The sequence below is a fragment of the Vibrio sp. N418 genome (assembly GCF_000222565.1).
GTDB classification, from domain to species: domain Bacteria; phylum Pseudomonadota; class Gammaproteobacteria; order Enterobacterales; family Vibrionaceae; genus Vibrio; species Vibrio scophthalmi.
Map to the genome: position 1 here is coordinate 25,440 of NZ_AFWD01000036.1, position 24,287 is coordinate 49,726.

Genomic DNA, 24,287 nt, shown 5'->3' on the forward strand with positions numbered 1-24,287 from the left:
ATTTGGGTCATGATGATCATTTTACTCATCATGATCCAAATGCTGTTTATTGAAAGCCTAAACGCTCTTTGAGCGGCTTTAAGTAACGGCGGCTAACAGGAATGGGCTGCTGGCTATGAGTTAAGATTTCAGCTAAGCCATTTTCCAGCAGTTTGATTTCTTTGATTGCTTTAACGTTCACTAAATACTGGCGGTGACAGCGCACTAAAGGCGTTTTTTCTTCCAGTATTTTAAGCGTTAACTGGCTAGTGGCTGACTGCTGTGGAGTTTGTACGTGCACGCCACTGATATCACTGTAGGCAAACTCAATCTCATGGGTGGGGATAATCATGATGCGGTTCAGGCCAATACAAGGGACTTGATCAAGGCTTTGTGGTGCAATGGCACTGACTGGTTGTAGATTTTGTGGGCCAGACATGAACTGTCCGGACTTGATGAGTCGTTGTACGGTTTTCGCCAATCTTTGCGTATCAACGGGTTTGAGCAGGTAGTCGAAAGCATTGTCTTCAAACGCTTGTACAGCAAATTCATCATAAGCCGTCACGAAGACCACATATGGCATGGTGTCAGGGTCAAGCATGCCTAACAACTCAATGCCGGTAATTTGTGGCATTTGAATGTCGAGAAACACCACATCAGGTTTTAGCTGATTGATTTTTTTTAGTCCTTCAATGGCATTGCTAGCTTGGCCGATAACCTCGATTTGTCCCGTTTCTTCTAACAGTTCCGTAAGCTCTTCGCGAGCAAATAATTCATCATCTATCACAAGTGCAGATAGCATGGTTAATCCTTAACAATCATCATTAGGAATGAGAAAGCTCATTCGCGTGTACTGGTTCGCTTTCACATCAATCTTTAGGTCGCTGATCTGGCCAAATTTATTGGTCAGTCGTTTGGCGACAATTTGCATACCTAAACCTGCATGTTCACTTTGTGGCGTGAGATAACCACCTGCATTGTCTTCGACGATAATACGTTGACCTTGTGCTTCTGGTTGGCTGTAAATTCGAATTACTCCACCTTCAAGCAAATTGGAAATACCGTGTTTGATGGCGTTTTCTACTAATGGCTGCAGAGTAAAGGTCGGTAATTTACGTTGTAGCAAACTTGAGTCGATATCAATGTCCACGTCTAAACGGTCGGTAAAGCGCGCTTTTTCAATCGTTAAATAAGCATTCACATGGGCTAATTCGTCTTTCAGTGTTACTGCTTCAATATTCTGCTTTAAGTTACTACGAAAAAATTGCGACAGGTGCTGAATCAGTTCACGCGCTTTGGAGGGATCTCTACGTACCACGGCACTAATGGTATTAAGAGCATTAAACAAAAAATGTGGATTCACTTGCGCGTGCAATAATTTGATTTCGGCTTGGGCGAGCAGGGATTGCTTTTGCTGATAATCACCATAGAGAATTTGGCTAGAGAGTAATTGCGCGATTCCTTCTGCCATCGCCATATTGATAGTGGAAAACAGCTTACGTTTTGGTTCGTAGAGTTTGATCGTGCCAATGACTTTATCTCCCGCTCGTAGTGGGATGATTAATGCGGAGCCTAATTTACACTCCGCTGAGAGCGAGCATTGATAATGCCTTTCTTTACCATCGAGATAAATAATGTCGTTTTGTTCAATGGCATCCAAAGTGCTTTGTGAGGAGATAGGGGTTTCAGGTCGATGATGATCGTCACCAATGCCAACAAAGGCGAGAATTTTGCTGGTGTCGGTGATAGAGACAGCACCAACCTTGGTTTCTTCGTAAACTACGCGTGCAATCTTTTCCGCATTGGCGCTATTAAAGCCAGAGGCAAGAATACCGACAGAACGTTCGGCAATATTCAACGCACGGCGAGAGAAGCTGGCGGAATACTCTTCAAAGATGGTTTTTCTATCTTGTAGAATACTCATGAACAGCGCAGCACCGATTGAATTGGCGATGATCATCGGTGCAGCGATGGCAGAAACCAAGACGTAAGCCTGATCGAACGGTTTTGCGACCAGAAGCAAAATCGCCATTTGTACCAGTTCAGCAAAAAGAGTAATCGCAAATACAATGCTGGGGCTAAACAGCAAAGTACCTTTGCCGCGCCGTAATAAATAAGTATGCAGTAAGCCGCCAATCAAACCTTCGGCGGTGGTGGAAATCGCGCAGGCAAGATCGGTAAAACCACCGAGAGAGTAGCGATGTAATCCACCAGTTAGACCGACAAAAAAGCCCACTACTGGCCCACCAAACAATCCGCCCATCACGGCACCAATCGCGCGAGTATTGGCGATAGCATCATTGATTTGTAAACCGAAATAGGTACCGAGGATACAGAACAACGAAAAAACAATGTAGATAGTGATCTTGTGGCTAAAACGGTGAGAGATATTCAGTAGTGGCAAAAAGATGGGGGTTTTACTGAGCATATAAGCCAGCACTAAGTAGACACACATCTGTTGTAATAATGATAGGATGAGATCCATATCGTCAAGCCTGTATTCCATTTCAATAGTTCAATATTTTAATCAAGAACGGCAATAGAGAATACAGGCCAAGCGATAAAAGACCTCTTGGATAGCAAAAAGAATGGCTGTAAATTTAATTTTACAATGGTGTTTTTTATTGTTTACGGTTGAAATTTGGCTTTATCCTGTTAGTTTAGATGCAAAGTTAAATCTTGAGCAAATGGATTGCGAGAGTGTAAATTAAAATATACAGGTAGTGGTTATGCAAAAAAGTGAATTGAGTAACGTTAATATTAGTGACGAGCAAGTGCTGATTACCCCAGAGGCGCTGAAAGCAAAGTTACCTTTAAGTGATAATGCCCGTCGTTTTATTCAACAATCACGTCAAACGGTTGCCGACATTATTCATAAAAAAGATCACCGTTTATTGGTGGTATGCGGCCCGTGTTCTATTCACGATATTGAAGCAGCAAAGGATTATGCTCGTCGCCTCAAAGCACTCTCTGAAGAGTTGAGTGATCAACTGTATATTGTTATGCGCGTTTACTTTGAAAAACCACGTACAACCGTTGGTTGGAAGGGGTTAATCAATGATCCTCATTTGGATGGCAGTTTTGATATTGAACATGGGCTGCATATTGGCCGTGAACTATTGGTCGAACTCGCCGAAATGGAAATCCCGCTAGCGACCGAAGCGCTTGATCCTATTAGCCCGCAATACTTATCCGATACCTTTAGTTGGGCGGCGATTGGTGCTCGTACTACTGAGTCGCAAACGCACCGTGAAATGGCCAGCGGTCTTTCGATGCCGATTGGTTTTAAAAATGGTACAGATGGTAGCCTTTCTACTGCAATTAATGCCATGCAAGCCGCTTCTTCAAGCCACCGTTTTATGGGGATTAACCGTGAAGGGCAAGTCGCGCTTTTGACTACGCAAGGTAACCCAAATGGCCATGTTATTTTACGTGGTGGCAAACAAACCAATTACGACTCAGTCTCTGTCACAGAGTGTGAGCAAGATATGGCAAAAATGGGTTTGGATGCGTCATTGATGGTCGATTGTAGCCATGCAAATTCACGTAAAGATTACCGCCGTCAGCCGTTAGTCGCTGAGGATGTGATTCACCAAATTCGCGAAGGTAATCAATCGATTATTGGTGTTATGATTGAAAGCCACATCAATGAGGGCAGTCAGTCTTCAGATTTGCCATTGAATGAGATGGAGTATGGCGTTTCAATTACCGATGCATGTATCAATTGGTCAGCAACTGAGGCACTATTAAAACATGCCCACAGTGAGTTGGTGCCATTTTTACAAGACCGCTTAAAAGGTTAATTGAGCTAGATAGGGACATTCATGGCTGAACAGTTAAATGCACTGCGCGATCAGATAGATGCAGTCGACAAGCAAATTTTAAACTTACTGGCAGAGCGCTTGGCGCTGGTAGAAAAAGTCGGTGAAGTAAAAAGCGAGCACGGTTTACCGATTTACGCACCGGATCGCGAAGCGGCGATGTTAGCTTCGCGACGTGCAGAAGCGGATAAGATCGGTGTACCACCGCAACTGATCGAAGATATTTTGCGCCGCACCATGCGTGAGTCTTACGCGAGTGAAAAGGACTCAGGTTTTAAATGTTTAAACCCAGAGTTACGTTCGGTGGTGATTGTCGGTGGTAAAGGTCAATTAGGTGGTCTGTTTGGCCGTATGTTTACGCTTTCTGGTTACCAAGTCAAAGTCCTTGGTAGTCAAGATTGGCATCGCGCTGAGGAGATCCTTGATGGTGCCGGTTTGGTGGTGGTCACGGTCCCTATTCACCTTACTGAAGGTGTGATTGAGAAATTATCGACATTGCCAGAAGATTGTATTTTGTGCGATCTCACCTCCATTAAAACCAAGCCACTGCAAGCAATGCTTAATGTTCATCGAGGTCCAGTGGTTGGCTTGCACCCAATGTTTGGCCCTGATGTTCCAAGCCTAGCGAAGCAGGTCATCGTTTATTGTGATGGTCGAGGAGAAGAGCACTACCAATGGCTACTCAAACAGTTCTCTATTTGGGGGGCAAGCTTGTGTCAAATAGAGGCGAGTGAACATGACCACGGTATGACGCTGATTCAAGCGCTGCGCCACTTCACTTCGTTTGCTTATGGCCGACATTTAAGTCGTGAAAACCCTAATATTGATAAGCTGTTACAACTTAGCTCACCGATTTATCGTTTAGAGTTGGCGATGGTTGGGCGTCTCTTTGCTCAAGATCCAAACCTCTACGGTGACATTATTTTTTCTTCTGAGCAGAATATCGAGATGATCAAACGTTTCCATCGCAGCTTTGGTGAAGCCGTCGAGATTTTAGAAGGGGGCGATAAACAAGCCTTTATTGAAAGTTTTGATAAGGTCAGCGATTGGTTTGGTGATTATTCACAGCAGTTTATGCATGAAAGTCAGAACTTGCTTAAGCAAGCCAATGACTCAATTCATCGTGGTTAAACCCAATTAAAAAAGCAGCCGATGGCTGCTTTTTTAATTATTTGCTGCTTGCTACATCGCCAGTTAAATTACTGACGGTTTCCACGGCAAGATCATTTGGTGGATTGTTGGTCAGGTTAACTTGCAAGCGCACATTATCATCAATTAATTTAACCAATGGTGCCCATTTAATGCTTTTCTCTTTTTCAAACAGAGAGTTAAAGTTGTCTGGTGTCCAATCCATGGTGTTCTTCGGGTTGATTGAGCGGCCTAGAAAGCGTGTTTCATAATGCAAGTGTGGGCCGGTTGAGTTGCCGGAGTTGCCGCAGTTGGCAATCACATCCCCTTTCGAGACAAACTGACCACTTTTGACGTTGAAGTTTTTTAGGTGGGCATAAGAGGTCATAAAACCAAATGAGTGACGCAAGGTAAGGTAGTTGCCATAACCTTTGTTGCTTGGTCTTACTGTCTCGATGACGCCATCGGCAGGGGCGATGATTGGCGTGCCCATCTTACAAGTTAAATCGATACCGGTATGGGTATGGCGTTTACCTGAAATAGGGTTGGTACGGCGACCATAGGATGACGAAATGCGTTGGTAATCGAGAGGTGACTCATTAGGGATCATGCGAAACATGGTCGCGCGTACGGCGGAATCAACCGCAGCAGCATCTAAGCGATCTTCGATATTGGCTTCATCGAGTTCTTCTTCTCGTGCTAAACCCAGTACCGACTCTACATCGTAGACGCGTTTGCCTAGCATATGCAGCTGGCTACGTTTCTCTTCTAACTCTTGGGAGAGGGAGTGGGAGGCATCAACTTGTTCCGCATAGAGCTGATCTAATGTTGCGTTTTCAGCCTGGCTTTGCTGCAACTGTACCGACAATGCCTCGATATGTTCTTGTTTGTGAGAGATGTAACCTGTGACGCCCCCCATTACGGCAAATATAGCCACTAAGGAAGCGATTAGAGATTTTCTACCGATAGAGAAGTGTTGTACCTCTTTACTTGTAGGGATGCTAATAATTATTTTATTCGACATACAACTTTGTTAGGAGTACTCACCTAAATCGGATAAGTGCTCTATTTCACGATGAAGTAATTCATCATCTCCCACATTCAGTTCAACCATGCGTTTAATATGGCCAATGCTTTCAATATCAATATGCTCAATCGTGACACGAACGAGATCTTGAACAACGCCAACAATCTTTCCTTGTAGTTGGATAGTGATATCACTATCGGTCAACTGAAACTGTATAGAGATCGGGGTTAATGGATCTAACGATGTGTGATCTGGACAAGCCAGCAACAATCCATGGAGTGATAGGTCTTTTACATTCGACTCTACTCGAGTGTGGCCTTGAGTCACAACCGCTAGGGCTTGGTATACGATGCGTGAAAATCGACGACGTTCTATCATGCTGAGCTCTCTTGATCTGTTTTTTATAGCTTAACAGATTAAATATTCTAGCTCGGTGGAAATATCCAAACTTAGTGATCAGGCTCGATTTTGATGAAACGGCATTTTAACCGTATACAATAAAGGCCGCTATGATAGCGGCCTTTGAACAAAATTCAAGCGGCTTCTCTGCCGGACCAATAGGTCATACTTAATCAGCTAACGTCATGAACGCGCTCAAAAAGTGATTACTTAGAGATACGCTTGTATTTGATGCGATGAGGTTCAGCGGCTTCAGGGCCCAAGGTTTTCTTCAACCAATCCATGTACTCAGAGTAGTTACCTTCATAGAAGTTAACTTGGCCTTCATCACGGTAGTCAAGAATATGGGTCGCAATACGGTCAAGGAACCAACGGTCGTGCGAGATAACCATGGCACAACCTGGGAACTCAAGCAGTGCTTCTTCAAGTGCACGCAGTGTCTCAACGTCTAGATCGTTGGTTGGTTCATCGAGTAGTAATACGTTACCACCCGCTTTAAGCAGTTTTGCTAGGTGGACACGGTTACGCTCACCACCAGACAATTCGCCGATGATCTTCTGTTGGTCTGAACCTTTGAAGTTAAAGCGAGAACAGTAAGCACGCGCAGGAATTTCGAAGTTGTTGATCTTAAGAATATCAGCGCCTTCTGAGATTTCTTGGAAAACGGTCTTCTTGTCGTCCATGCTGTCACGGAACTGATCAACAGAGGCCAGTTTTACCGTCTCACCCAGTTCAATTGAACCTGAATCTGGTTGCTCTGTGCCACTTAGCATCTTGAATAGGGTGGATTTACCCGCACCGTTGGCACCGACGATACCGACGATAGCTCCTTTCGGCATGCTGAATGATAGGTCGTCAATCAGTACACGGCCGTCAAATGACTTAGTCAGGTTGTTTACTTCAAGAACCTTATCACCTAAACGTTCACCTGGCGGGATGAACAATTCGTTGGTTTCATTACGTTTCTGGTGATCGCTGTTTTGTAGCTCTTCAAAGCGAGCCATACGCGCTTTAGACTTCGCTTGGCGCCCTTTAGGGTTCTTACGTACCCATTCCAGTTCTTTCTCGATGGTTTTTTGACGAGCGCTTTCTTGAGATGACTCTTGTTGTAGACGTGCATCTTTCTGCTCTAGCCATGAGGTGTAGTTACCTTGCCATGGAATACCTTCACCACGGTCAAGTTCTAGAATCCAGCCAGCTGCGTTATCTAGGAAGTAACGGTCGTGCGTGATTGCCACAACAGTACCGGTGTAATCAACAAGGAAGCGTTCAAGCCAAGCAACTGACTCCGCATCCAAGTGGTTGGTTGGTTCGTCAAGCAGCAACATGTCTGGCTTTTCTAGTAGCAGGCGACAAATTGCAACACGGCGACGCTCACCACCAGAGAGGTTCGCAATTTTTGCATCCCATTCAGGCAGGCGGAGTGCGTTCGCTGCACGCTCAAGAGCGTTCTCTAGATTGTGACCATCTTTTGCTTGAATCAGTGCTTCTAGCTCACCTTGCTCTTTTGCAAGTGCATCGAAGTCAGCATCTGGTTCAGCGTAAGCCGCGTATACCGCATCAAGACGAGTCAGTGCACCAGCAACATCACCAACCGCTTCTTCAACGATTTCGCGTACCGTTTTTGATTCATCAAGAATCGGTTCTTGCGGCAAGTAGCCTACGTTGAGACCTGGTTGAGGGCGAGCTTCACCATCGATATCGGTATCGATACCGGCCATGATGCGTAGCAAGGTTGATTTACCTGCACCGTTTAGGCCAAGAACACCAATTTTTGCACCAGGGAAGAAGCTTAGAGAAATGTCTTTTAGAATTTGACGCTTCGGTGGCACAATCTTGCTCACCCGCGACATGGTATATACGTATTCAGCCATTGCCGATCGTTCCTAAATTGCTTTACACATAAACGGCTATTTTACACCAACCAATCTAGGTTTGTTACCTATGATCTTCATTGGCTTCAGGAAATGAAGTGTCAGTAGGATTTACCTAATATTGATGTACGATTCATTAAATGTGTCACACTTAGGTGAAATAATTTTTGTTTACACCTATATGCTTTACAGAACTTAGTAGAATAGTCCTAATAGCATTTCAATATATCGTTTCTCATCAGGACGAGAAGACATGACAACCAAGTTTTTTAAAACGTTGTATCGCCTTCCTTCATCGTTGATCGCCGTATCAACGATGCTATACAGCGTAAATGGGCTCGCAGCTAGCCCAACTTATCTAGACGAACAGCGCGCACTTTACGATCAAGCACAGCAGTTGCTCAATAATAAGCAGGTCGACCAATACCAAGCAATGCGGTCAAAGATTGCTCAGTATCCACTAACTCCTTATGTGGATTATCGCACCTTGTTAGCCACGCTGGATGAGCAGTCACCACAACAGGTTGAACGGTTTATTGAGCAACATAAGAGCTTTCCATTTTCGAGCCGCATTCGAGCGCCTTATATTGATATGCTTGCACGTAAACAGCAGTGGCAGACATTGCTTGAGTTTCAAACTGATCTGCCGCGCGGTGAGCAATATCAATGTCATTACTATAATGCCCAATATCAAACGGGTAATCAGGCTTTAGCCTTTAAAGGTGCGGAAGATCTATGGCTACATGGACGCAGTATTTCTGATGCGTGTGATCCGTTGTTTAAAGCTTGGCAAAAAGCAGGCCTGCGTAGTGATGAGCAAATATTGAATCGTATGTTGTTGGCCTTTGATGCGCGTAATGGTGGGTTATTAAAATACCTGGCGAAAGAAGTGCAATCAAAAAAGGCACAACAACAAGCGAAGCAAATGATAGCTTTGTTTAATCAACCTGAAAATGTTGCCGCGTTTGCCAAAAAACAGCCTGCCAATACTTTTTATCGCAAGCAAAGTGAAATGGCTCTGCAAAAACTCGCTCGTAAAAATGTAGAGCAAGCGCAGCAAGCCTGGGCGACAGTGGTTGATGGGCAAAAATTGACGCCGCCGCAAGCGCAGAAATTGGCAGATTATATCGCTCTGCGCTTAGTGAATAGCACCGATTCTGCGGAGCTTATTTCGTGGCGTGATCAACAGATTGCGAGCTCAAGTAGTATCAAACTTAAAGAGCGTCGTATTCGCTTAGCGATCCAAGAGGCCGATTGGTCTGGCATTGCGGATTGGATTGCCACACTGCCTGAGGAGCAAGCGAATAATTTACGCTGGCAATACTGGTTGGGCCGATCTGAAATGGCGACAGGCGCCAAGGCGCAAGGTGAGCGCCGTTTAGAGGCGATATTGGGTGAACGTAACTTCTATAGTGTTGCGGCGGCAGAGCAACTTAACCGCGCAGTGGTGTACCCACAGACGAGTCTGGCTTTACAGCGCTCGGTGGTTAAGCTTTTTAATGCCAGTTTAGAACGAATTGGAGAGTTGATTGCGCGCGATAAAATAGCAGCAGCGAAAAGTGAGTGGCGCCATTTACTCAACCGCGCGACGCCAGAGCAAAAGCAGATGCTTGCTGCTTATGCGGCACAAAAGCGTTGGCATCATTTGACGGTTACCGCGACGATTCAAGCCAAAATGTGGGGGAATTTAGCCTTACGCTTCCCATTGGCACATCGCTGGTGGTTTGATTTTTATGGTGAAAAACACAGCGTTGATCCGGTGACGTTGATGTCACTTGCTCGCCAAGAAAGTGCCATGGACATTGAAGCGAAATCACCCGTGGGTGCTCGCGGGGTGATGCAAATTATGCCTGCGACCGCGAAGTACACCGCACGGAAATATGATTTAGGCTATTCCGGCGTGGATGATTTATACAAGGTTGGCAAAAATATTGAAATTGGCAGTCGCTACCTGCAGAGCCTTCTTGAGAAGTACGATAACAATCGAATTTTCGCTTTTGCTGCGTATAATGCAGGGCCTGGAAGAGTGAAAACGTGGCGCGGACGAACACAAGAAAAATTAGATGCTTATGCATTTATAGAAGCGATCCCGTTCAATGAGACTCGAGGTTATGTACAAAACATCTTGATGTTTGAAACATACTACCGAGGCCTGCTAAAGCAAGATGGCGTCTTCCTCCATGAGAATGAATTGAATACTAAGTATTAAGCGAGCGGCAAATCATGTCATTACAACCCGAGTATAAAGAGTGGCAACAAATCTTAGATTTGGTGAAGCACAGTAGCGATACCGGTCAACATGAAATGTTATTGACCATGTTGTTGACCCCAGATGAAAGAGAAGCTCTAGTGGCGAGAGTGAACATTTTCCGCGAACTGCTTAAAGGTGATCTTTCCCAACGTCAAATCAGCCAATTACTTGGTGTTGGTGTAGCGACCATTACTCGTGGTTCTAATGAACTTAAATCGAAAAGTAGTGAAGAAAAGCAGGCTATCGCCGATTTGCTGAAAGGTTCGTCGCTTTAAATTGAGATTGATTAACGAAAAGGTGCCTAGGGCACCTTTTTTATTACTTCGCTTATAACCAGATTATACGTTAGTAGGATAGTGCTGAGGATTGGTAAAAGGGATCAAAGCCATGATCAATGCTTGATGATAAACTGAACTGCGTGTTAGTTGATGCTGGGTAAGCACACCAATCGCGCCACCTTTTTGTTTGATATTGGTGGTGCCAAAGACCTCATCCATCACACTGCCGAGTTCAACCTCAGGAGAAAGACGTGCTGCGACTGCAGGAGGCAGCATCATGCTGGCTGAGCGAGATTCACCGCGTCGTGTATCGGATTCAATCACCATCCAAGCAAAGGTGACCGCACCTTCAATTCCGGCTTCTAGGCCGACGTAAAAATCACCATGGCATTGTGCCCGTTTGGCATTGGCGACACGATTTCGCGCCCCTTGATACGTTTCTTGGTCACTGATCGGCTGTTCGGCGACATCACTGGGAACGCTAACCCCAATAAATTGGAAAGATTGCTGTGGGAATACGGCTGTAAAAGCGCTTTCGACTGCGTTAATTTTTGCCGGATTAAGCGAAGCGACGATAACGGTCTGGGTGGTCATGTACCTTAGCCTTTTGTGTGGCGACGAGCTCTTTTAACTGATCTAGGTCGACAGGGGAGGAAAGGTAGTAGCCTTGCATGTAGTCACAGTTATTATCTGCCAACCATTGATGCATATCTTGCGACTCAATGCCTTCGGCAGTCACGATCATCGACTGAGAATGACACAGTTCAATTAATGGTTTCACCACTTTCCTATTATCGGTTTTGATCAAGGTTGCTAAGAATTCGCGATCCAGTTTAATTTTTTGTACTGGGTATTCTACAAGTTGGGTGATAGATGTATAGCCAGAACCGAAGTCATCGATCGCTAATTTAAAGCCCATGGTCGAAAGCTCATGTAACAAAGAGTAGCTTTGTGAGTCAGTGGCAAAGGTTTCCGTGATTTCAAAATCCACCAGTGGCGGATGCACATCATAGTGACGCGCCATCGCTTCGATATAACGAGCCAATTGATGAGAGTCGAGTTCTGCCGATGATAAGTTTATCGAGAGTTGGATGTCATGCTCAAACATTGATTGAATTTCACCAAAGTCCGCGAATGCTTGCTCAATCACCCAGCGGTCGATCAGGCCAAAGATCCCCGTTTGCTCCGAAATTGGAATAAATTCTGCTGGATTGACCTTGCCGAGTTTTGGCGAGTGCCAGCGCAGTAGCGCTTCAACGCCCATGACACGATCACCCGTTCGATTGTAGTAGGGCTGATATTGCAGTGAGAATTCTTTGTTAAATTCACCGCTGCGCAGTGCTCTTTCTATTTGCGTTCGGCGGCGAACGGACTTATCGAGCGCTTTGGAATAATACGACTGTTGGTTTTTGCCGGCTCGCTTGGCTTGATACATTGCAGTATCGGCATTAGAAAGCAGGCTGGCAAAGTTGTCTCCATCGCTAGGGTAGGCAGCAATACCAATGCTGGCAGTGATCGGAAAGTTACCTAGCGGCGAACGTCCACTGACTAACAATGGTTCAAGAATGGCTTCGGCAAGTGATTCTGCGTAGACATCTTGCTGAGATGAAGCAATAAAAATAGCAAATTCATCCCCTGACAAGCGTGAGGCTAAGCAATCAATCGCGTGTTTATTTTGCCAATCTCGGCAGACTTTTTTAACGTGTTGGGCGAAATTTATTAAGAGATTATCGCCGATATTATGGCCGTATTTATCGTTAACGTATTTGAAGTTATCGAGGTCAATATACAAAATCCACGCGTAGTGATGGCGAATATTGTCGCTCAGTTTTGTTTCAATAAAGGTTTGAAATTGATAGCGGTTGGCCAGTCCGGTTAGATGGTCGTTTTCGGCTAATGCTTTGGTTTTTTGATAGCTGCTGTTTAGCTCTTGATACATGTTGTAGAAGCGCTTGGATAACCGACTGAGCTCATCATTATGATCGCGTTTTTCAATGTTATGTCGTTTACGTAACTCAACATCCAGTAATTGCTTTTCTAACTCAGCAATTGGACGAGTGACATGACGATAGAGTAATAGCAATAGGATCAGTACGGTGGCAATTGAGGATGCGACATAGGAAATAAGCAATTTATTTTCAATCGCTTTAAGTTTATCACCCAGTAAATATTGCGCCGGGTCGAGGGTCGCGAATAGCGCCGACTTCAATTCAACTGACTGGGTTAAACCACTTTTATTGACCGGTAGGTCGGAAAAAAACAGTGAGCTATCGTTGTCGAATTCGATGATGTGTTTGAGTTGATCAAACTGACTTAAAGTTAAGTAGACCACCAAAAAGTACACTTCTTCTTTGTTGTAGCTAAGAGGGACTTCCATGGTGCGAGGATCAAGTACGTTGTAGCTGATAAGAATACTTTGCCCTTGGTCGTTCTTGCTAAATCCTACGTGGGTCTGAGCACCGGACAAGCGATATGTGTCTTTGACATATTGTAGAGCTTTGTCGTCTATTTGCTTAAATGGATCGGTTTGATTGTCGACAAAAAATTGTGTTTTGCGTTGACTATCAAGAATGGCTACCCCGATAGTATCTTGTGAAATGGAATGCAAGGTAGAGATGATACGCTGCATATTGGTCAATAACTCCATCTCTTTGAATGGGTTATCTTGCTGATGTAAGTATCGACGGACCATTTCACTTTTGGTTATCGTTTGTGAATAGCTATTGATGAGAGCGAAAGATTGCCTAAAGTGACCAGCCAGCTTCTCCATCGTGAGTTGCAAATAGCTGGTTTCTCGTTTGATCAATGCGTCTTTTTGATTGTGATAAATGCCATAGCTTGAAATGGCAGCGCTAAGTAACACTACCGGGGCAACCAACAATAAGACTCTAGTGTTGAGTTTCATGATGTTTCAATATGCGATTAATAACCTTCGCTCTAAGACTAATATTGGCGGCAGAGAGTGGGCTATCAATTTGTCCTTGCTGAGGTAATGTTCCTTGGACTGCCAATGATGCATCATTTAAATACCATTGCGGCAGTAGTTTCAGCGCACTTCGATTGGTGGTTGCAGCTTTGACGTCGATTGCATTTGTTGCAGCAATAGTGGGATCTGAAAGGTATTCTAAAAATGAGATGGCGAGTTGTTTATTTTTAGATGCTTGATTAATCGCCAAGCAATCAACCCAAATATAAGGGGGGCCCTGAGGCACAATAAAGCCCCATTCTATTTCATCTTGATATCGATTAAGTGAATGTTCGTCCCCACTGTAAGCGAGTGCCATATGGAGCTTATCGGCATTGGGATTACTGCGTACATAGCTGAGAACATATTCGTAGGTCAGCACTTTGGCGCTAAAGACCATGATGTCGGCAAAGCTTTGCTGTAGCAGCTGGGCATCTTCAGTATCAGGGGCAATGCCAAGACTATTCAAAACGGGCAGAAAAGTATCAATCGTATCGTTGATCATCCCAATATGCCCGGCTAATTCCGGTGGTGGGTGAACAAACTCTTGCCATGTTTGAGGCGGTTTCGGGACTTTATCTTTGCGGTAGACAATGCCTACTGAGCCCCAAAAGTAGGGTATCGCATAATTGCCACACGCTTGTTGCCATTGAGTACTTTGATGCTTTCGATTATCAAGTTTAGAGAGGTTCTCTAGTCGGCCTAATTGGCCATAAACTTGTGCTGATACGTTATCAAGAACGACAATGTCAAAAGGAAGTTGTTCACTGCGACTCATTAAGACGTTACGTTCATCATCACTATCGAAATGGGTTAATTGGAGAGTGGTTGCGGTATCTTGCTGCCATTGCTCAATAACGGCAGGAGAGAGGGTATCTTCCCACATGAAAAGATTTAACTGATTCTGCGCAGATATAGCGGGATGAGCACTAATAGAAGAAATAGTGAATAGCAGTATTCTTGTCAAACGCATTGCGGGTTACCTGATCCTTGTAGTTTGGATAACGCCGAGCTTTGATAAGAGTCAGTGACCGACACACAGCAGCAAGCTCAAAACAGGTCAAGGATGCTAGTAATATTTACAAAGTGTGTCAGCCACTTATTGGTTTTTTTTTGAACTGTAAGACTTTATTTAACTTAATTTTACCTGAGTTGGCTTAATATTCTCACTTGGGTAACAACCGAGCACTTTTAAGTGTTTGGTAATTTTTGTCAGTTCAACGATGGCATCTTGCACGCATTCAGAGTCTAAATGGGCTTCAACATCGACATAAAACATCTCTTCCCAAGGGTTACCCATGATAGGACGAGATTCTAACTTGGTCATGTTGATGCCATAGCGTTGCAATACCAGTAGCGTCGCAACCAGTGAACCTGCCTCTTGTGACGTGGACATGATCAGTGTGGTCTTCGCCGGAATCTGCGGTGACACTTCAACTGGTTTGCGCGCGACAACGATAAAACGAGTATGGTTCTCGGTTTGATTGGCGATATTGCCTTTGATTGGCTGTAAACCGTAAATTTTACCTGATGATGCATTACCAATCGCGGCAACATCGTCACGGTTGAGCTGACGCACTTTCTGCATTGCATCAGCGGTACTGGCACAGGTTTTTAACTCAATCCCTTTGAGGTGGCTGAGAAACTCACTACATTGTTGGTGCGGCTGCGGATGTGAATATAAGGTGGTGAGGTTTTCTAAGCGAATATCGCTGGTGGCGACTAAGCAATGTTCAATAGGTAAGGTCAGCTCACCAACAATATAAAGTGTCGTATGTTGTAGTAGGTCGTAGACTTCGTTGATTGAACCTGAGCTGGTATTTTCAATTGGCAGCACCCCGTAATCAGCATGACCAGACTCGACCGTATTCGCTACTTCTTTGAAACCTTCACAATTAAGCTCAATCAGTTCGGTATTTTTACGGCTGAAAAATTCACGACTTGCCAAGTGTGAATAAGAGCCTTTTGCACCCAAGAAAGCGACGCGGGCAAGCGGTTTACGGCTGATCTCTGGATTGGCTAGGTTCTGTAAATAAGATTGCTGTAGCAATACCGAATCTTCGATAATAGTGTGGAAGAGCTTAGTAATATACTGCGCATCAAGGTTGTATTTGTCTTGGCCATTATTGATCAGCTTAACCAATAACTGCTGTTCACGTTCAGCGTCACGCACTGGTTTTGACGTCTGAACTTTACTTTTCGCCACTTCAATACTCATTTGGCGGCGTTCAGACAATAGTTGCAGTAGGTTGTCGTCTAGCTCATTGAGTCGAGTTCGAATTTCATCGAGCGAGTATTGTTGTTCAGTCATCCTAATTTCCTTACATAAAAAAGCCTCCCACTTGGGAGGCTTTCTATTCGTTTTTGACTTATCTTTCGAAAACGAGTCTGCCTCCAAGGTTAGTGGAGAAAAAACAAGTCAAAAAAGAACAGATCAGTCAGCGGCATAAATGAGTCTCTTTATGGAGTCCACTCCACAATAAGCAACCGAGTTTTCAGCGTCAAGCAAAAAAATAGCGCCTTTCGGCGCTATCTCTCTCGATTCGTTAACTTATTCTACTTCTTCTTCAAGCTCTGGCTTGTCAGTTCGACGTGCTTCTGGCTTGTGGCGCAGTTTATTCAGCTGGCGTTCTAGTTTTTGTTCTACCTCATTCACGGCAGCGTATAAATCTTCATGAATCGCTGAAGCAACCAACTTACCTTTTGGTACGGTAATAACAGCTTCAAATTTTTTCTGTTTATTTGGTTCTTCACTGAAGCTAGCTTGGCAACCGATGATGTCTACTTGCCATTTCTCTAGCTTTTTAAATTTGCTCTCAATGTGATCGCGGATAGCAGAGGTGATGTCGATATTTTTACCAGTGATGTTTACTTTCATAAATGTTTTCCTCTGTGTCATCCCTCATGGGTTAACTCCAGATTAACGATTTAGGTTTAAAAGAATGTGATCTAAATCACCTTTTGGGGAGGGTTTTTTCCAGTTAAAGTCAATTGTGATCTAACTCAAATTGTCCTTAGTCGTTTGAACGAAAGTGCTTGAGAAAGTCAAAAAACGCTATAAATTGGTAGGAGTACCTTGCTAAAAATCATTCGCTTTTTAGTGAACAAGTACGGCCTAAACAAACCTTCTGCTCATTCCTTGTTCAGCAATTATTTGTGATCTTCAACACGAAATTTTCCATCTCGACGACGTTCGGCCTATCAATTAGTCTCATCCTTCGCTTGTCATCAAATGTGATTATGGCGAACCCATCTCGATAGGAAATAAGAGTGGGTTAAGTTGCTCACTATTCCCCTCATCGCGATTTTTCTTCAATGATGCTAATTGTTTATAGATGATGAAATAGCGATTAATGTTAGAAACATAATGCACCGGCTCTCGTCCGATATTTCTACGCGCGATTATCTCTACGTTTTTAAACCACACATTCGGATCATAGCCATGTTGTTTGGCTAGACGACGCATTTTACGAATGTTTCCTGGGCCTGCATTGTAGGCTGCAAGAGAGAAATAGACCTGGTTATCTGGAGTAATGGCCTCATCGTTAAAGTAACGATCTTTCAGAAAGCGCATATATTTCACACCGGCGTGAATGTTATTTTCGAGTTTATAAATATTGGGGATATTCACGTTGGGATCGCTGGCGGTGCTGGGTAACACTTGCATTATGCCAACCGCGCCTTGATGAGAAACCTTACTCTGATCGAGTCCGGATTCTTGATAGCTTTGGGCTGAAATCATCAGCGGATCAAAATCATATTGGTTGGAGTAGTGATCAAACAGTTTGGAAAGTGACTCGAGGTGGCTAATGTGTTTAGGGTCGAGGATCTTTTTTAGCCAACGAGTGTTATCGAGGTACTTTCCGTAAATTACATTGCCAAGTAAGGTACCAGAGCGATATTCATCTAAATAGTTGTCGACCAGTTTTTTGAGCTGTGGGCTATTTTTACGCAGTGCCCACGCAATTTTCCCACTGCGACGCAAAGGCACTTTTTTGTGCGCATGAATGTTATCCATTACTTTGAGCCAAAGTTCACTTTTATGGCTGTCTAATACCGTTGCGCCGATATGGCCTTGATTAACCAGCTCTATAATTTCAATATCTTGTAGCGTTTCATCGAGGAAGTGGATCTCCACTAGAGGCTTACCGAGTTGATGTAAACGCTGATTAAGCGTTTGTAAGCTCTCATAGTAACTAGAACTAGGCCTGACCCAGATATCCTTGCCGCTTAATTGCGAGAGTTGGTAATACTGCGGTGTTTGTTTTGAAGTAATTAGCCATTCCTGTACATCGTTCAATACCGGACGGCTGAACTCGATTTCCTGTTTACGTTTATCTGTGATGGTTAGGTTGGCCACAACGAGATCACCGTAACCTTTTTCTAGTGAAGGAATCAGTTCGTCACGGTTCACAGGAATGACTTGTAGATTTAAATAGGAAGAACGCTGTTTGAGCTGTTTTTCAAAATGATAAAGCAATTCGGCTAAGATCCCTTTGGGTTGCCCTGCTTCTATATAATAGAAACCAAGATCCGCTGAGACTAATACGCGAATGACGCCTTTTTTTTCCAATGCTGCTAGATCTCCGGTGTGTGGATCTTTGGTGAGCGGCTCGAGAGATAAGGCCTGTACTTGTAAGGGAAGCACAGCTAACAAGAGTACCATTATTAGAGCTCGGATCATTCGTTCACCTTTAAACATTGTTCTCTTAAAGGTAGACGCGAATGCCATCTAAACAAGTCTTTAGAGGGTATCAAACCGATTCACAGACACAAAAAAGCCGCTTAGGGTTACTAAGCGGCTTTTTACTTCTAATTCTTTATAAAGGATTAAGACTGATTAATTCACGCGTGCGGCTGGCGGCTTCTTCAAGACCTAGCTCTTCATAAGCAGCGAGTTGAATGTCTAATGATTTTCGCGCAGCTTCAGTATTTGGATACGTTTTTTGTAGCTCTTGGCAGCGATTAATTGCAGCAATCCAAGCTTCACGACGTAGATAGAAATCGGCAGTGGCTAAATCATACTCAGCAAGGCGATTTTTCAATGAGTACATTCGTTTTTGCGCATCTTCAGCGTATGGGCTTGCTGGGTAGCGGTCTAATAACTTTTTGAAATCGGCAAATGCCGCTTTTACTGGTTCAGGATCTCGGTCACTACGATCGATATTGAACATGTCATGCATGAAGTTGCGGTCTTGCGCCATGTGTGTAAGACCACGCATGTACAATACCCAATCGAGCTTTTCGTGTGTTGGATTCAAACGAATAAAACGCTCGATTGTTGCTAGGCCTAAAGCTAGATCGTCGTTTTTATAGTAGGCATAGATAAGGTCAAGCTGTACCTGCTCAGAATAAGCACCAAAAGGGTAGCGAGAGTCTAAAGCTTCGAGTTTCTCGATGGCAGTCATCCAGCTACCATCTTGCAATAATACCTGCGCTTCAGAGTAGAGCTCTGATGGTGGAACATCTGGAACAATCTCTTCGCTGCTCGTACAGCCTACGAGTAATGTTAATGCCAATAATCCAGATAAAGTATGCTGTTTCATGTCAGGATTCTATTCCTTGAAGTAAATAATTTTGTCGCTTCCGTTACTTTTATGCCGGTAGCAGATACAATGGATCAATATTCTTCCACACTGTAGACAATTAGTCTCACAGTTTTTGAAAAAGTTCGATATGGCTCAGCAGATTGAATTAACTAATACAGTAAAAGATAGCCAATTAGGTCAACGACTTGATCAAGCTATCGCCGAAATTTTTGCCGACTTCTCTCGTTCTCGTCTAAAAGAATGGCTTTTAGCGGGTAAAGTACAAGTGGATGGTCAAGTAATTACTAAACCACGTACTCGAGTGATGGGCGGTGAAGTCATCATCCTGCAAGCGGAACTTGAAGATGAAGAGCGCTGGGAAGCGCAAGATATTCCTTTGGATATCGTCTACGAAGATGACGACATTATCGTAATGAACAAACCTCGCGGTTTTGTAGTACACCCAGGTGCAGGAACCCCTGATGGTACAGTGCTAAATGCACTGCTTCATCATTATCCTGATATCGCGGAAGTACCACGTGCGGGGATTGTTCACCGTTTGGACAAAGACACCACTGGCCTTATGGTTGTGGCGAAAACAGTGCCAGCACAAACTCGTTTAGTGCGTGCGCTGCAAAAACGTAACATTACGCGTGAGTATGAAGCCATTGCAATTGGCCGCATGACGGCGGGCGGTAAGATTGAACAGCCAATTGGCCGTCACTCAACCAAACGTACGTTGATGGCGGTAAGCCCAATGGGTAAGCCGGCAGCAACTCACTACCGTGTTGCCGAGCACTTTCGCGAACATACGCGTATTCGTCTGCGTCTAGAAACGGGTCGTACTCACCAAATTCGTGTACACATGTCATACCTACAGTACCCGCTACTTGGTGATACCGCTTACGGCGGTCGCGCTCGCATTCCATCGGGAGCGAGCCAAGAATTGACGGAGATGATCCGCCAGTTTGATCGTCAAGCATTGCATGCTGTGATGCTGAAGTTTGAACACCCAGTAACGGGTGAAGAACTTGAGTTCCATGCGCCAGTGCCAGAAGACATGGTGATTCTGACTGAAGCTCTACGTCAAGATGCACAAGAGCACGGCTTAGAAGAAGAGTACTAATATGTCGCTGATTATTCCTAACTGGAATGCACCTAAAAATGTTAAGGCAATAGCTTCAACACGATTAGAGGGCTTTTCAACTGGGGTATATCAAGGGTTAAACCTTGGTAGCCACGTTGGGGATGATCTCGATACGGTATTTCGCAACCGCCAACAATTGACGCAGATGGCAAAAATGCCTTCTGCGCCAGTTTGGTTGAACCAGACCCACTCAACGGCAGTGATTCAGGTTAACCAGCCAACCGAGATAACACTCGATGCTGATGGACTTGTAACATCACAACCAGGTGTCGTTCTCTCTGCTATGACAGCCGATTGCTTACCTGTTCTGTTGACGAATACTCAAGGTTCTCAAGTGGCGGCAGTGCATGCTGGTTGGCGTGGTCTCGCTGATGGTATTGTTGAAAATGCAGTGGCAACGTTTGGGCTTGATGCCATAGACGGTAATATGATCGCTTGGCTTGGACCTGCGATTGGAGCGAGTGCATTTGAAGTTGGCGAAGACGTATTACAAGCATTTTGTGATGCGAATCCCCAAGCGATCGATGCTTTCATTCCAACAGGGCAGGTTGGCAAATGGTGGGCCAATATGGAACGCCTTGCCACTCAACGTTTAAATGCCTTAGGCGTAACGCAAGTGTTTGCTTGTGGGCTCTGTACTTACTCTGATCCTGAGCATTTTTACTCATATCGCCGCGATGGTGTGACTGGGCGTTTAGCCAGTTTCATCTGGATTGAGTAGCGACTAGATCTGATGTTTATTTCAAAGGCTGACCTCGTGTCAGCCTTTTTCGTTTTTATCCCCTTGAAAATCTCCGCGAGCGTAGCCATCTTTCATATTGATTATTAGATTATTTCGATAGAGTTTAGGAAGGTTGATATGCGTCTCGACAGATTTACTAGCAAGTTTCAAATCGCTATTTCTGATGCGCAGTCTTTGGCGCTAGGCCGCGACCACCAGTATATAGAGCCAGTGCACCTAATGGTGGCACTGATGGACCAAAATGGCAGTCCAATTCGTCCATTGTTGACGATGTTAAATATCGATGTCACTCAACTGCGTTCGAAACTGAGTGAAATGCTCGACCGTCTACCAAAAGTGAGCGGCATAGGTGGTGACGTACAACTGTCGGGTGGCATGGGGACGCTGTTTAACCTGTGTGACAAAGTGGCGCAAAAGCGCCAAGACACCTATATCTCATCAGAAATATTCTTATTGGCTGCTTTAGAAGATCGTGGCCCTCTTGGCGCTTTATTAAAAGAAAGCGGTTTAACCGAGCAGAATTTGGGTGAAGCGATCGATAAGGTCAGAGGTGGCCAAAAGGTCAATGACCCAAATGCCGAAGAACTACGCCAAGCATTGGAAAAGTTCACCGTTGATTTAACCGAGCGAGCAGAGCAGGGCAAACTTGACCCTGTGATTGGTCGTGATGACGAGATCCGCCGCACTATCCAAGTTTTGCAACGTCGCACCAAAAATAACCCAGTGATCATTGGTGAACCGGGAGTAGGTAAAACGGCGATTGTTGAAGGTTTGGCTCAACGCATTATCAATAATGAAGTGCCAGAGGGCCTAAGAGGTCGCCGAGTACTGTCTCTCGACATGGGGGCTTTGGTTGCGGGAGCGAAATATCGTGGTGAATTCGAAGAACGTTTAAAATCGGTATTGAATGAGTTGTCTAAAGAAGAGGGTAACGTCATTCTTTTTATTGATGAAATTCATACCATGGTCGGCGCAGGTAAAGGTGAAGGTTCGATGGATGCCGGTAATATGCTAAAACCTGCATTAGCGCGAGGTGAGTTGCATTGCGTGGGCGCCACTACGCTAGATGAATACCGCAAATATATGGAAAAAGATCCGGCACTTGAGCGTCGTTTTCAAAAAGTGATTGTCGATGAACCGAGTGTCGAAGATACCGTCGCGATTTTGCGTGGTCTGAAAGAACGTTACGAATTGCATCATCACGTTGAAATTACCGATCCTGCGATTGTCGCGGCAGCCAGCCTATCTCATCGTTATGTTTCCGATCGCCAGTTGCCAGATAAAGCCATTGATTTGATAGATGAGGCGGCGTCGAGTATTCGCATGCAGATAGATTCCAAGCCTGAATCCCTCGACAAGCTAGAGCGAAAAATCATTCAACTTAAAATTGAGCAGCAAGCACTTATTAATGAGCATGATGAAGCGAGCGAAAAGCGCTTAGAAATGCTCAATAATGAATTGTTGGAAAAAGAACGCGACTTTGCTGAACTTGATGAAGTTTGGAATGCAGAAAAGGCTGCGCTATCAGGCACCCAGCATATCAAATCTGAACTTGAGCAAGCTCGTATGGATATGGAGTTTGCTCGACGAGCAGGTGACTTGAGCCGTATGTCTGAACTGCAATATGGTCGTATCCCTGAGCTAGAGAAACAACTGGATCTCGCCACGCAAGCCGAAATGCAAGAGATGACCTTATTGCGTAATAAGGTTACTGATGTCGAAATTGCAGATGTACTATCAAAGCAAACTGGCATTCCAGTGGCTAAAATGCTGGAGGCCGAAAAAGAAAAGCTATTACGCATGGAGCAAGTACTGCACAAACGCGTGATAGGACAAAAAGAAGCGGTGGAAGTTGTCTCTAACGCGATTCGTCGCAGCCGTGCGGGGCTATCTGATCCTAACAAACCTATTGGCTCTTTCTTATTCTTGGGCCCAACAGGGGTCGGTAAAACAGAATTATGTAAGACCTTAGCAACGTTCATGTTTGACAGTGAAGATGCCATGGTACGTATCGATATGTCAGAGTTTATGGAGAAACATTCGGTTGCTCGCTTAGTGGGAGCCCCTCCGGGTTATGTCGGGTATGAAGAAGGTGGCTATTTAACCGAAGCGGTACGTCGTAAGCCTTATTCAGTTATTTTGTTGGATGAAGTAGAAAAGGCGCACCCTGATGTTTTTAACATCTTACTGCAAGTGCTTGATGATGGACGACTCACTGATGGGCAAGGTCGTACGGTAGATTTCCGAAATACCGTCGTCATCATGACGTCTAACTTGGGATCAGCGCGTATTCAAGAAAACTTCAATACGCTTGACTACCAAGGTATTAAGAATGAAGTGATGGAAGTGGTGAATAAACATTTCAGGCCGGAATTTTTAAACCGTGTAGATGAAAGTGTCGTTTTCCACCCTCTTGGCCAAGAGCATATTAAGTCGATTGCCGCAATCCAGCTATTACGTCTGGCAAAGCGTATGGAAGAGCGTGGCTATCATATGGAAGTTTCTGAAAAAGCGCTCGATTTGATAGCTCAAGTTGGCTTTGACCCTGTTTATGGGGCTCGCCCTTTGAAACGAGCAATTCAACAGAGTGTTGAAAACCCATTAGCAAAAGCAATTTTATCGGGAAGAATTATTCCAGAAAAAACCGTCAAATTGCTGGTTAATAATGATCAAATTATTGCTCATCAATAAAGACACTACGAAATGTGAATAAAGAAAGGGGCGAAACGCCCCTTTTTGCCGTTTATTTGAGTGCTTTGTGTGAAAAGTGTGCAAACGATTTGGTTGAGTAAAAAAAAGGGTTGTGTTCGGGTTAGAACTACCTATAATTCGCCTCCGTTGCCACGGGAAACCACGCTGTATAGCAGGCGACAAAGGCGGAGAAAGTTACTCAGATAACTTTCAGAGAAATAACCAAAAAGTGTTTGACACCAAAGGTTATCTCGCTAAAATGACCGTCCACTTCGAGAGTAAGACTTGAAGTAAAGCTCTTTAACAATATAAACCTATCAATCTGTGTGGGCACTCGTTGATGATAATCCAATAAGTTGTTACTTAGGTAACGACTGTTTCTTCGGAAACACATTGGGTTCAATGAACTGAGTGACCAATTTGATAACACTTTCTTTTATAAGGAATGGTTATTGAG

The 24,287-nt window shown here is 44.4% G+C and carries 19 protein-coding genes and 1 other annotated feature; of the genes, 7 read left to right on the plus strand and 12 right to left on the minus strand.

The features are described 5' to 3' along the window. Nucleotides 1-46 precede the first annotated feature (46 nt). Nucleotides 47-781 carry a two-component system response regulator BtsR gene (gene btsR / locus RH86_RS06645; protein WP_005596158.1) on the minus strand — a complete coding sequence of 245 codons (735 nt, stop codon included), beginning with the start codon at nt 779-781 and terminating at the stop codon, nt 47-49. 9 nt (nt 782-790) lie between these two features. After that, on the minus strand, nt 791-2,464 hold the full coding sequence (locus RH86_RS06650) for a sensor histidine kinase (protein ID WP_009385660.1): 1,674 nt from the start codon (nt 2,462-2,464) through the stop codon (nt 791-793). Nucleotides 2,465-2,708: 244 nt separating this feature from the next. Here RH86_RS06650 and RH86_RS06655 point away from each other — a divergent pair, with 244 nt between their 5' ends. Both RH86_RS06655 and tyrA read left to right on the plus strand, forming a co-directional pair. Further along, the gene (locus tag RH86_RS06655; protein ID WP_005596162.1) at nt 2,709-3,782 is read left to right on the plus strand and encodes a 3-deoxy-7-phosphoheptulonate synthase; all 1,074 of its coding nucleotides are present in this window, start codon (nt 2,709-2,711) and stop codon (nt 3,780-3,782) included. Between the two features lie 21 nt (nt 3,783-3,803). Then, a complete protein-coding gene (gene tyrA, locus RH86_RS06660; protein ID WP_005596164.1) occupies nt 3,804-4,931 on the plus strand; it encodes a bifunctional chorismate mutase/prephenate dehydrogenase in 1,128 nt (375 codons plus the stop codon). Nucleotides 4,932-4,968: 37 nt separating this feature from the next. On the opposite strand, the gene RH86_RS06665 is transcribed toward tyrA, so the two are convergent. The 3 genes from RH86_RS06665 to ettA form a co-directional block, all read right to left on the minus strand. Beyond that, entirely contained in the window at nt 4,969-5,952 is a 984-nt protein-coding gene (locus RH86_RS06665) for a M23 family metallopeptidase (protein ID WP_038219373.1), read from the minus strand. A 9-nt stretch (nt 5,953-5,961) separates the two neighbouring features. Then, complete coding sequence (locus tag RH86_RS06670) at nt 5,962-6,333, minus strand: PilZ domain-containing protein (RefSeq protein ID WP_009385662.1); 372 nt, start codon at nt 6,331-6,333, stop codon at nt 5,962-5,964. A 227-nt stretch (nt 6,334-6,560) separates the two neighbouring features. Further along, nucleotides 6,561-8,228, minus strand: coding sequence for an energy-dependent translational throttle protein EttA (ettA, locus tag RH86_RS06675; RefSeq protein WP_009385663.1), 1,668 nt, complete (start codon nt 8,226-8,228; stop codon nt 6,561-6,563). A 253-nt stretch (nt 8,229-8,481) separates the two neighbouring features. Here ettA and sltY point away from each other — a divergent pair, with 253 nt between their 5' ends. Beyond that, nucleotides 8,482-10,437 (plus strand): murein transglycosylase, encoded by a 1,956-nt coding sequence (gene sltY / locus RH86_RS06680; RefSeq protein WP_009385664.1) that lies wholly within the window; start codon nt 8,482-8,484, stop codon nt 10,435-10,437. Nucleotides 10,438-10,451: 14 nt separating this feature from the next. Next, nucleotides 10,452-10,754 (plus strand): trp operon repressor, encoded by a 303-nt coding sequence (gene trpR / locus RH86_RS06685; protein ID WP_005596173.1) that lies wholly within the window; start codon nt 10,452-10,454, stop codon nt 10,752-10,754. A gap of 63 nt (nt 10,755-10,817) precedes the next feature. Here the strand turns inward: trpR and yjjX are convergent, their stop codons facing one another. The 7 genes from yjjX to RH86_RS06720 all read right to left on the minus strand — a co-directional run bounded on the left by yjjX (nt 10,818) and on the right by RH86_RS06720 (nt 19,268). Next, a complete protein-coding gene (gene yjjX, locus RH86_RS06690; protein WP_009385665.1) occupies nt 10,818-11,351 on the minus strand; it encodes an inosine/xanthosine triphosphatase in 534 nt (177 codons plus the stop codon). Beyond that, complete coding sequence (locus tag RH86_RS06695) at nt 11,317-13,662, minus strand: putative bifunctional diguanylate cyclase/phosphodiesterase (protein WP_009385666.1); 2,346 nt, start codon at nt 13,660-13,662, stop codon at nt 11,317-11,319. The genes yjjX and RH86_RS06695 overlap by 35 nt, the downstream gene beginning before the upstream one ends. Then, nucleotides 13,646-14,608: a spermidine/putrescine ABC transporter substrate-binding protein gene (locus RH86_RS06700; protein WP_009385667.1), complete on the minus strand. Its 963-nt coding sequence runs from the start codon at nt 14,606-14,608 to the stop codon at nt 13,646-13,648. Before RH86_RS06700 ends, RH86_RS06695 begins: the two co-directional genes overlap by 17 nt. 246 nt (nt 14,609-14,854) lie before the next feature. Next, the gene (gene pheA / locus RH86_RS06705; protein WP_005596182.1) at nt 14,855-16,033 is read right to left on the minus strand and encodes a prephenate dehydratase; all 1,179 of its coding nucleotides are present in this window, start codon (nt 16,031-16,033) and stop codon (nt 14,855-14,857) included. 13 nt (nt 16,034-16,046) lie between these two features. Continuing rightward, nucleotides 16,047-16,168 (minus strand) — a sequence feature (Phe leader region). A 105-nt stretch (nt 16,169-16,273) separates the two neighbouring features. Then, entirely contained in the window at nt 16,274-16,600 is a 327-nt protein-coding gene (gene hpf / locus RH86_RS06710; protein WP_005596183.1) for a ribosome hibernation-promoting factor, HPF/YfiA family, read from the minus strand. A gap of 360 nt (nt 16,601-16,960) precedes the next feature. Further along, nucleotides 16,961-18,406: a lytic transglycosylase F gene (locus RH86_RS06715; RefSeq protein ID WP_038219380.1), complete on the minus strand. Its 1,446-nt coding sequence runs from the start codon at nt 18,404-18,406 to the stop codon at nt 16,961-16,963. 136 nt (nt 18,407-18,542) lie between these two features. Continuing rightward, nucleotides 18,543-19,268 (minus strand): outer membrane protein assembly factor BamD, encoded by a 726-nt coding sequence (locus RH86_RS06720; protein WP_009385669.1) that lies wholly within the window; start codon nt 19,266-19,268, stop codon nt 18,543-18,545. A gap of 130 nt (nt 19,269-19,398) precedes the next feature. Between RH86_RS06720 and rluD the strand changes: the two genes are divergently transcribed. The 3 genes from rluD (at nt 19,399) to clpB (ending at nt 23,830) form a co-directional block, all read left to right on the plus strand. Beyond that, complete coding sequence (gene rluD / locus RH86_RS06725) at nt 19,399-20,376, plus strand: 23S rRNA pseudouridine(1911/1915/1917) synthase RluD (protein ID WP_005596192.1); 978 nt, start codon at nt 19,399-19,401, stop codon at nt 20,374-20,376. Nucleotide 20,377: 1 nt separating this feature from the next. After that, a complete protein-coding gene (pgeF, locus tag RH86_RS06730; RefSeq protein WP_009385671.1) occupies nt 20,378-21,118 on the plus strand; it encodes a peptidoglycan editing factor PgeF in 741 nt (246 codons plus the stop codon). Nucleotides 21,119-21,256: 138 nt separating this feature from the next. Next, nucleotides 21,257-23,830 (plus strand): ATP-dependent chaperone ClpB, encoded by a 2,574-nt coding sequence (clpB, locus tag RH86_RS06735; RefSeq protein ID WP_005596196.1) that lies wholly within the window; start codon nt 21,257-21,259, stop codon nt 23,828-23,830. The last annotated feature ends 457 nt before the right edge of the window (nt 23,831-24,287 follow it).

What these genes read in the sequence shown, in the direction of transcription:
- RH86_RS06655 (WP_005596162.1), top strand. Translation starts at nt 2,709, where the DNA reads ATGCAAAAAAGTGAATTGAGTAACGTTAATATTAGTGACGAGCAAGTG.
- pgeF (WP_009385671.1), top strand. Translation starts at nt 20,378, where the DNA reads ATGTCGCTGATTATTCCTAACTGGAATGCACCTAAAAATGTTAAGGCA.
- trpR (WP_005596173.1), top strand. Translation starts at nt 10,452, where the DNA reads ATGTCATTACAACCCGAGTATAAAGAGTGGCAACAAATCTTAGATTTG.
- RH86_RS06670 (WP_009385662.1), bottom strand. Translation starts at nt 6,333, where the DNA reads ATGATAGAACGTCGTCGATTTTCACGCATCGTATACCAAGCCCTAGCG.
- pheA (WP_005596182.1), bottom strand. Translation starts at nt 16,033, where the DNA reads ATGACTGAACAACAATACTCGCTCGATGAAATTCGAACTCGACTCAAT.
- clpB (WP_005596196.1), top strand. Translation starts at nt 21,257, where the DNA reads ATGCGTCTCGACAGATTTACTAGCAAGTTTCAAATCGCTATTTCTGAT.
- RH86_RS06720 (WP_009385669.1), bottom strand. Translation starts at nt 19,268, where the DNA reads ATGAAACAGCATACTTTATCTGGATTATTGGCATTAACATTACTCGTA.
- RH86_RS06650 (WP_009385660.1), bottom strand. Translation starts at nt 2,464, where the DNA reads ATGGATCTCATCCTATCATTATTACAACAGATGTGTGTCTACTTAGTG.
- RH86_RS06700 (WP_009385667.1), bottom strand. Translation starts at nt 14,608, where the DNA reads ATGTGGGAAGATACCCTCTCTCCTGCCGTTATTGAGCAATGGCAGCAA.
- sltY (WP_009385664.1), top strand. Translation starts at nt 8,482, where the DNA reads ATGACAACCAAGTTTTTTAAAACGTTGTATCGCCTTCCTTCATCGTTG.
- hpf (WP_005596183.1), bottom strand. Translation starts at nt 16,600, where the DNA reads ATGAAAGTAAACATCACTGGTAAAAATATCGACATCACCTCTGCTATC.
- btsR (WP_005596158.1), bottom strand. Translation starts at nt 781, where the DNA reads ATGCTATCTGCACTTGTGATAGATGATGAATTATTTGCTCGCGAAGAG.
- ettA (WP_009385663.1), bottom strand. Translation starts at nt 8,228, where the DNA reads ATGGCTGAATACGTATATACCATGTCGCGGGTGAGCAAGATTGTGCCA.
- RH86_RS06695 (WP_009385666.1), bottom strand. Translation starts at nt 13,662, where the DNA reads ATGAAACTCAACACTAGAGTCTTATTGTTGGTTGCCCCGGTAGTGTTA.
- RH86_RS06715 (WP_038219380.1), bottom strand. Translation starts at nt 18,406, where the DNA reads ATGATCCGAGCTCTAATAATGGTACTCTTGTTAGCTGTGCTTCCCTTA.
- tyrA (WP_005596164.1), top strand. Translation starts at nt 3,804, where the DNA reads ATGGCTGAACAGTTAAATGCACTGCGCGATCAGATAGATGCAGTCGAC.
- RH86_RS06665 (WP_038219373.1), bottom strand. Translation starts at nt 5,952, where the DNA reads ATGTCGAATAAAATAATTATTAGCATCCCTACAAGTAAAGAGGTACAA.
- rluD (WP_005596192.1), top strand. Translation starts at nt 19,399, where the DNA reads ATGGCTCAGCAGATTGAATTAACTAATACAGTAAAAGATAGCCAATTA.
- yjjX (WP_009385665.1), bottom strand. Translation starts at nt 11,351, where the DNA reads ATGACCACCCAGACCGTTATCGTCGCTTCGCTTAATCCGGCAAAAATT.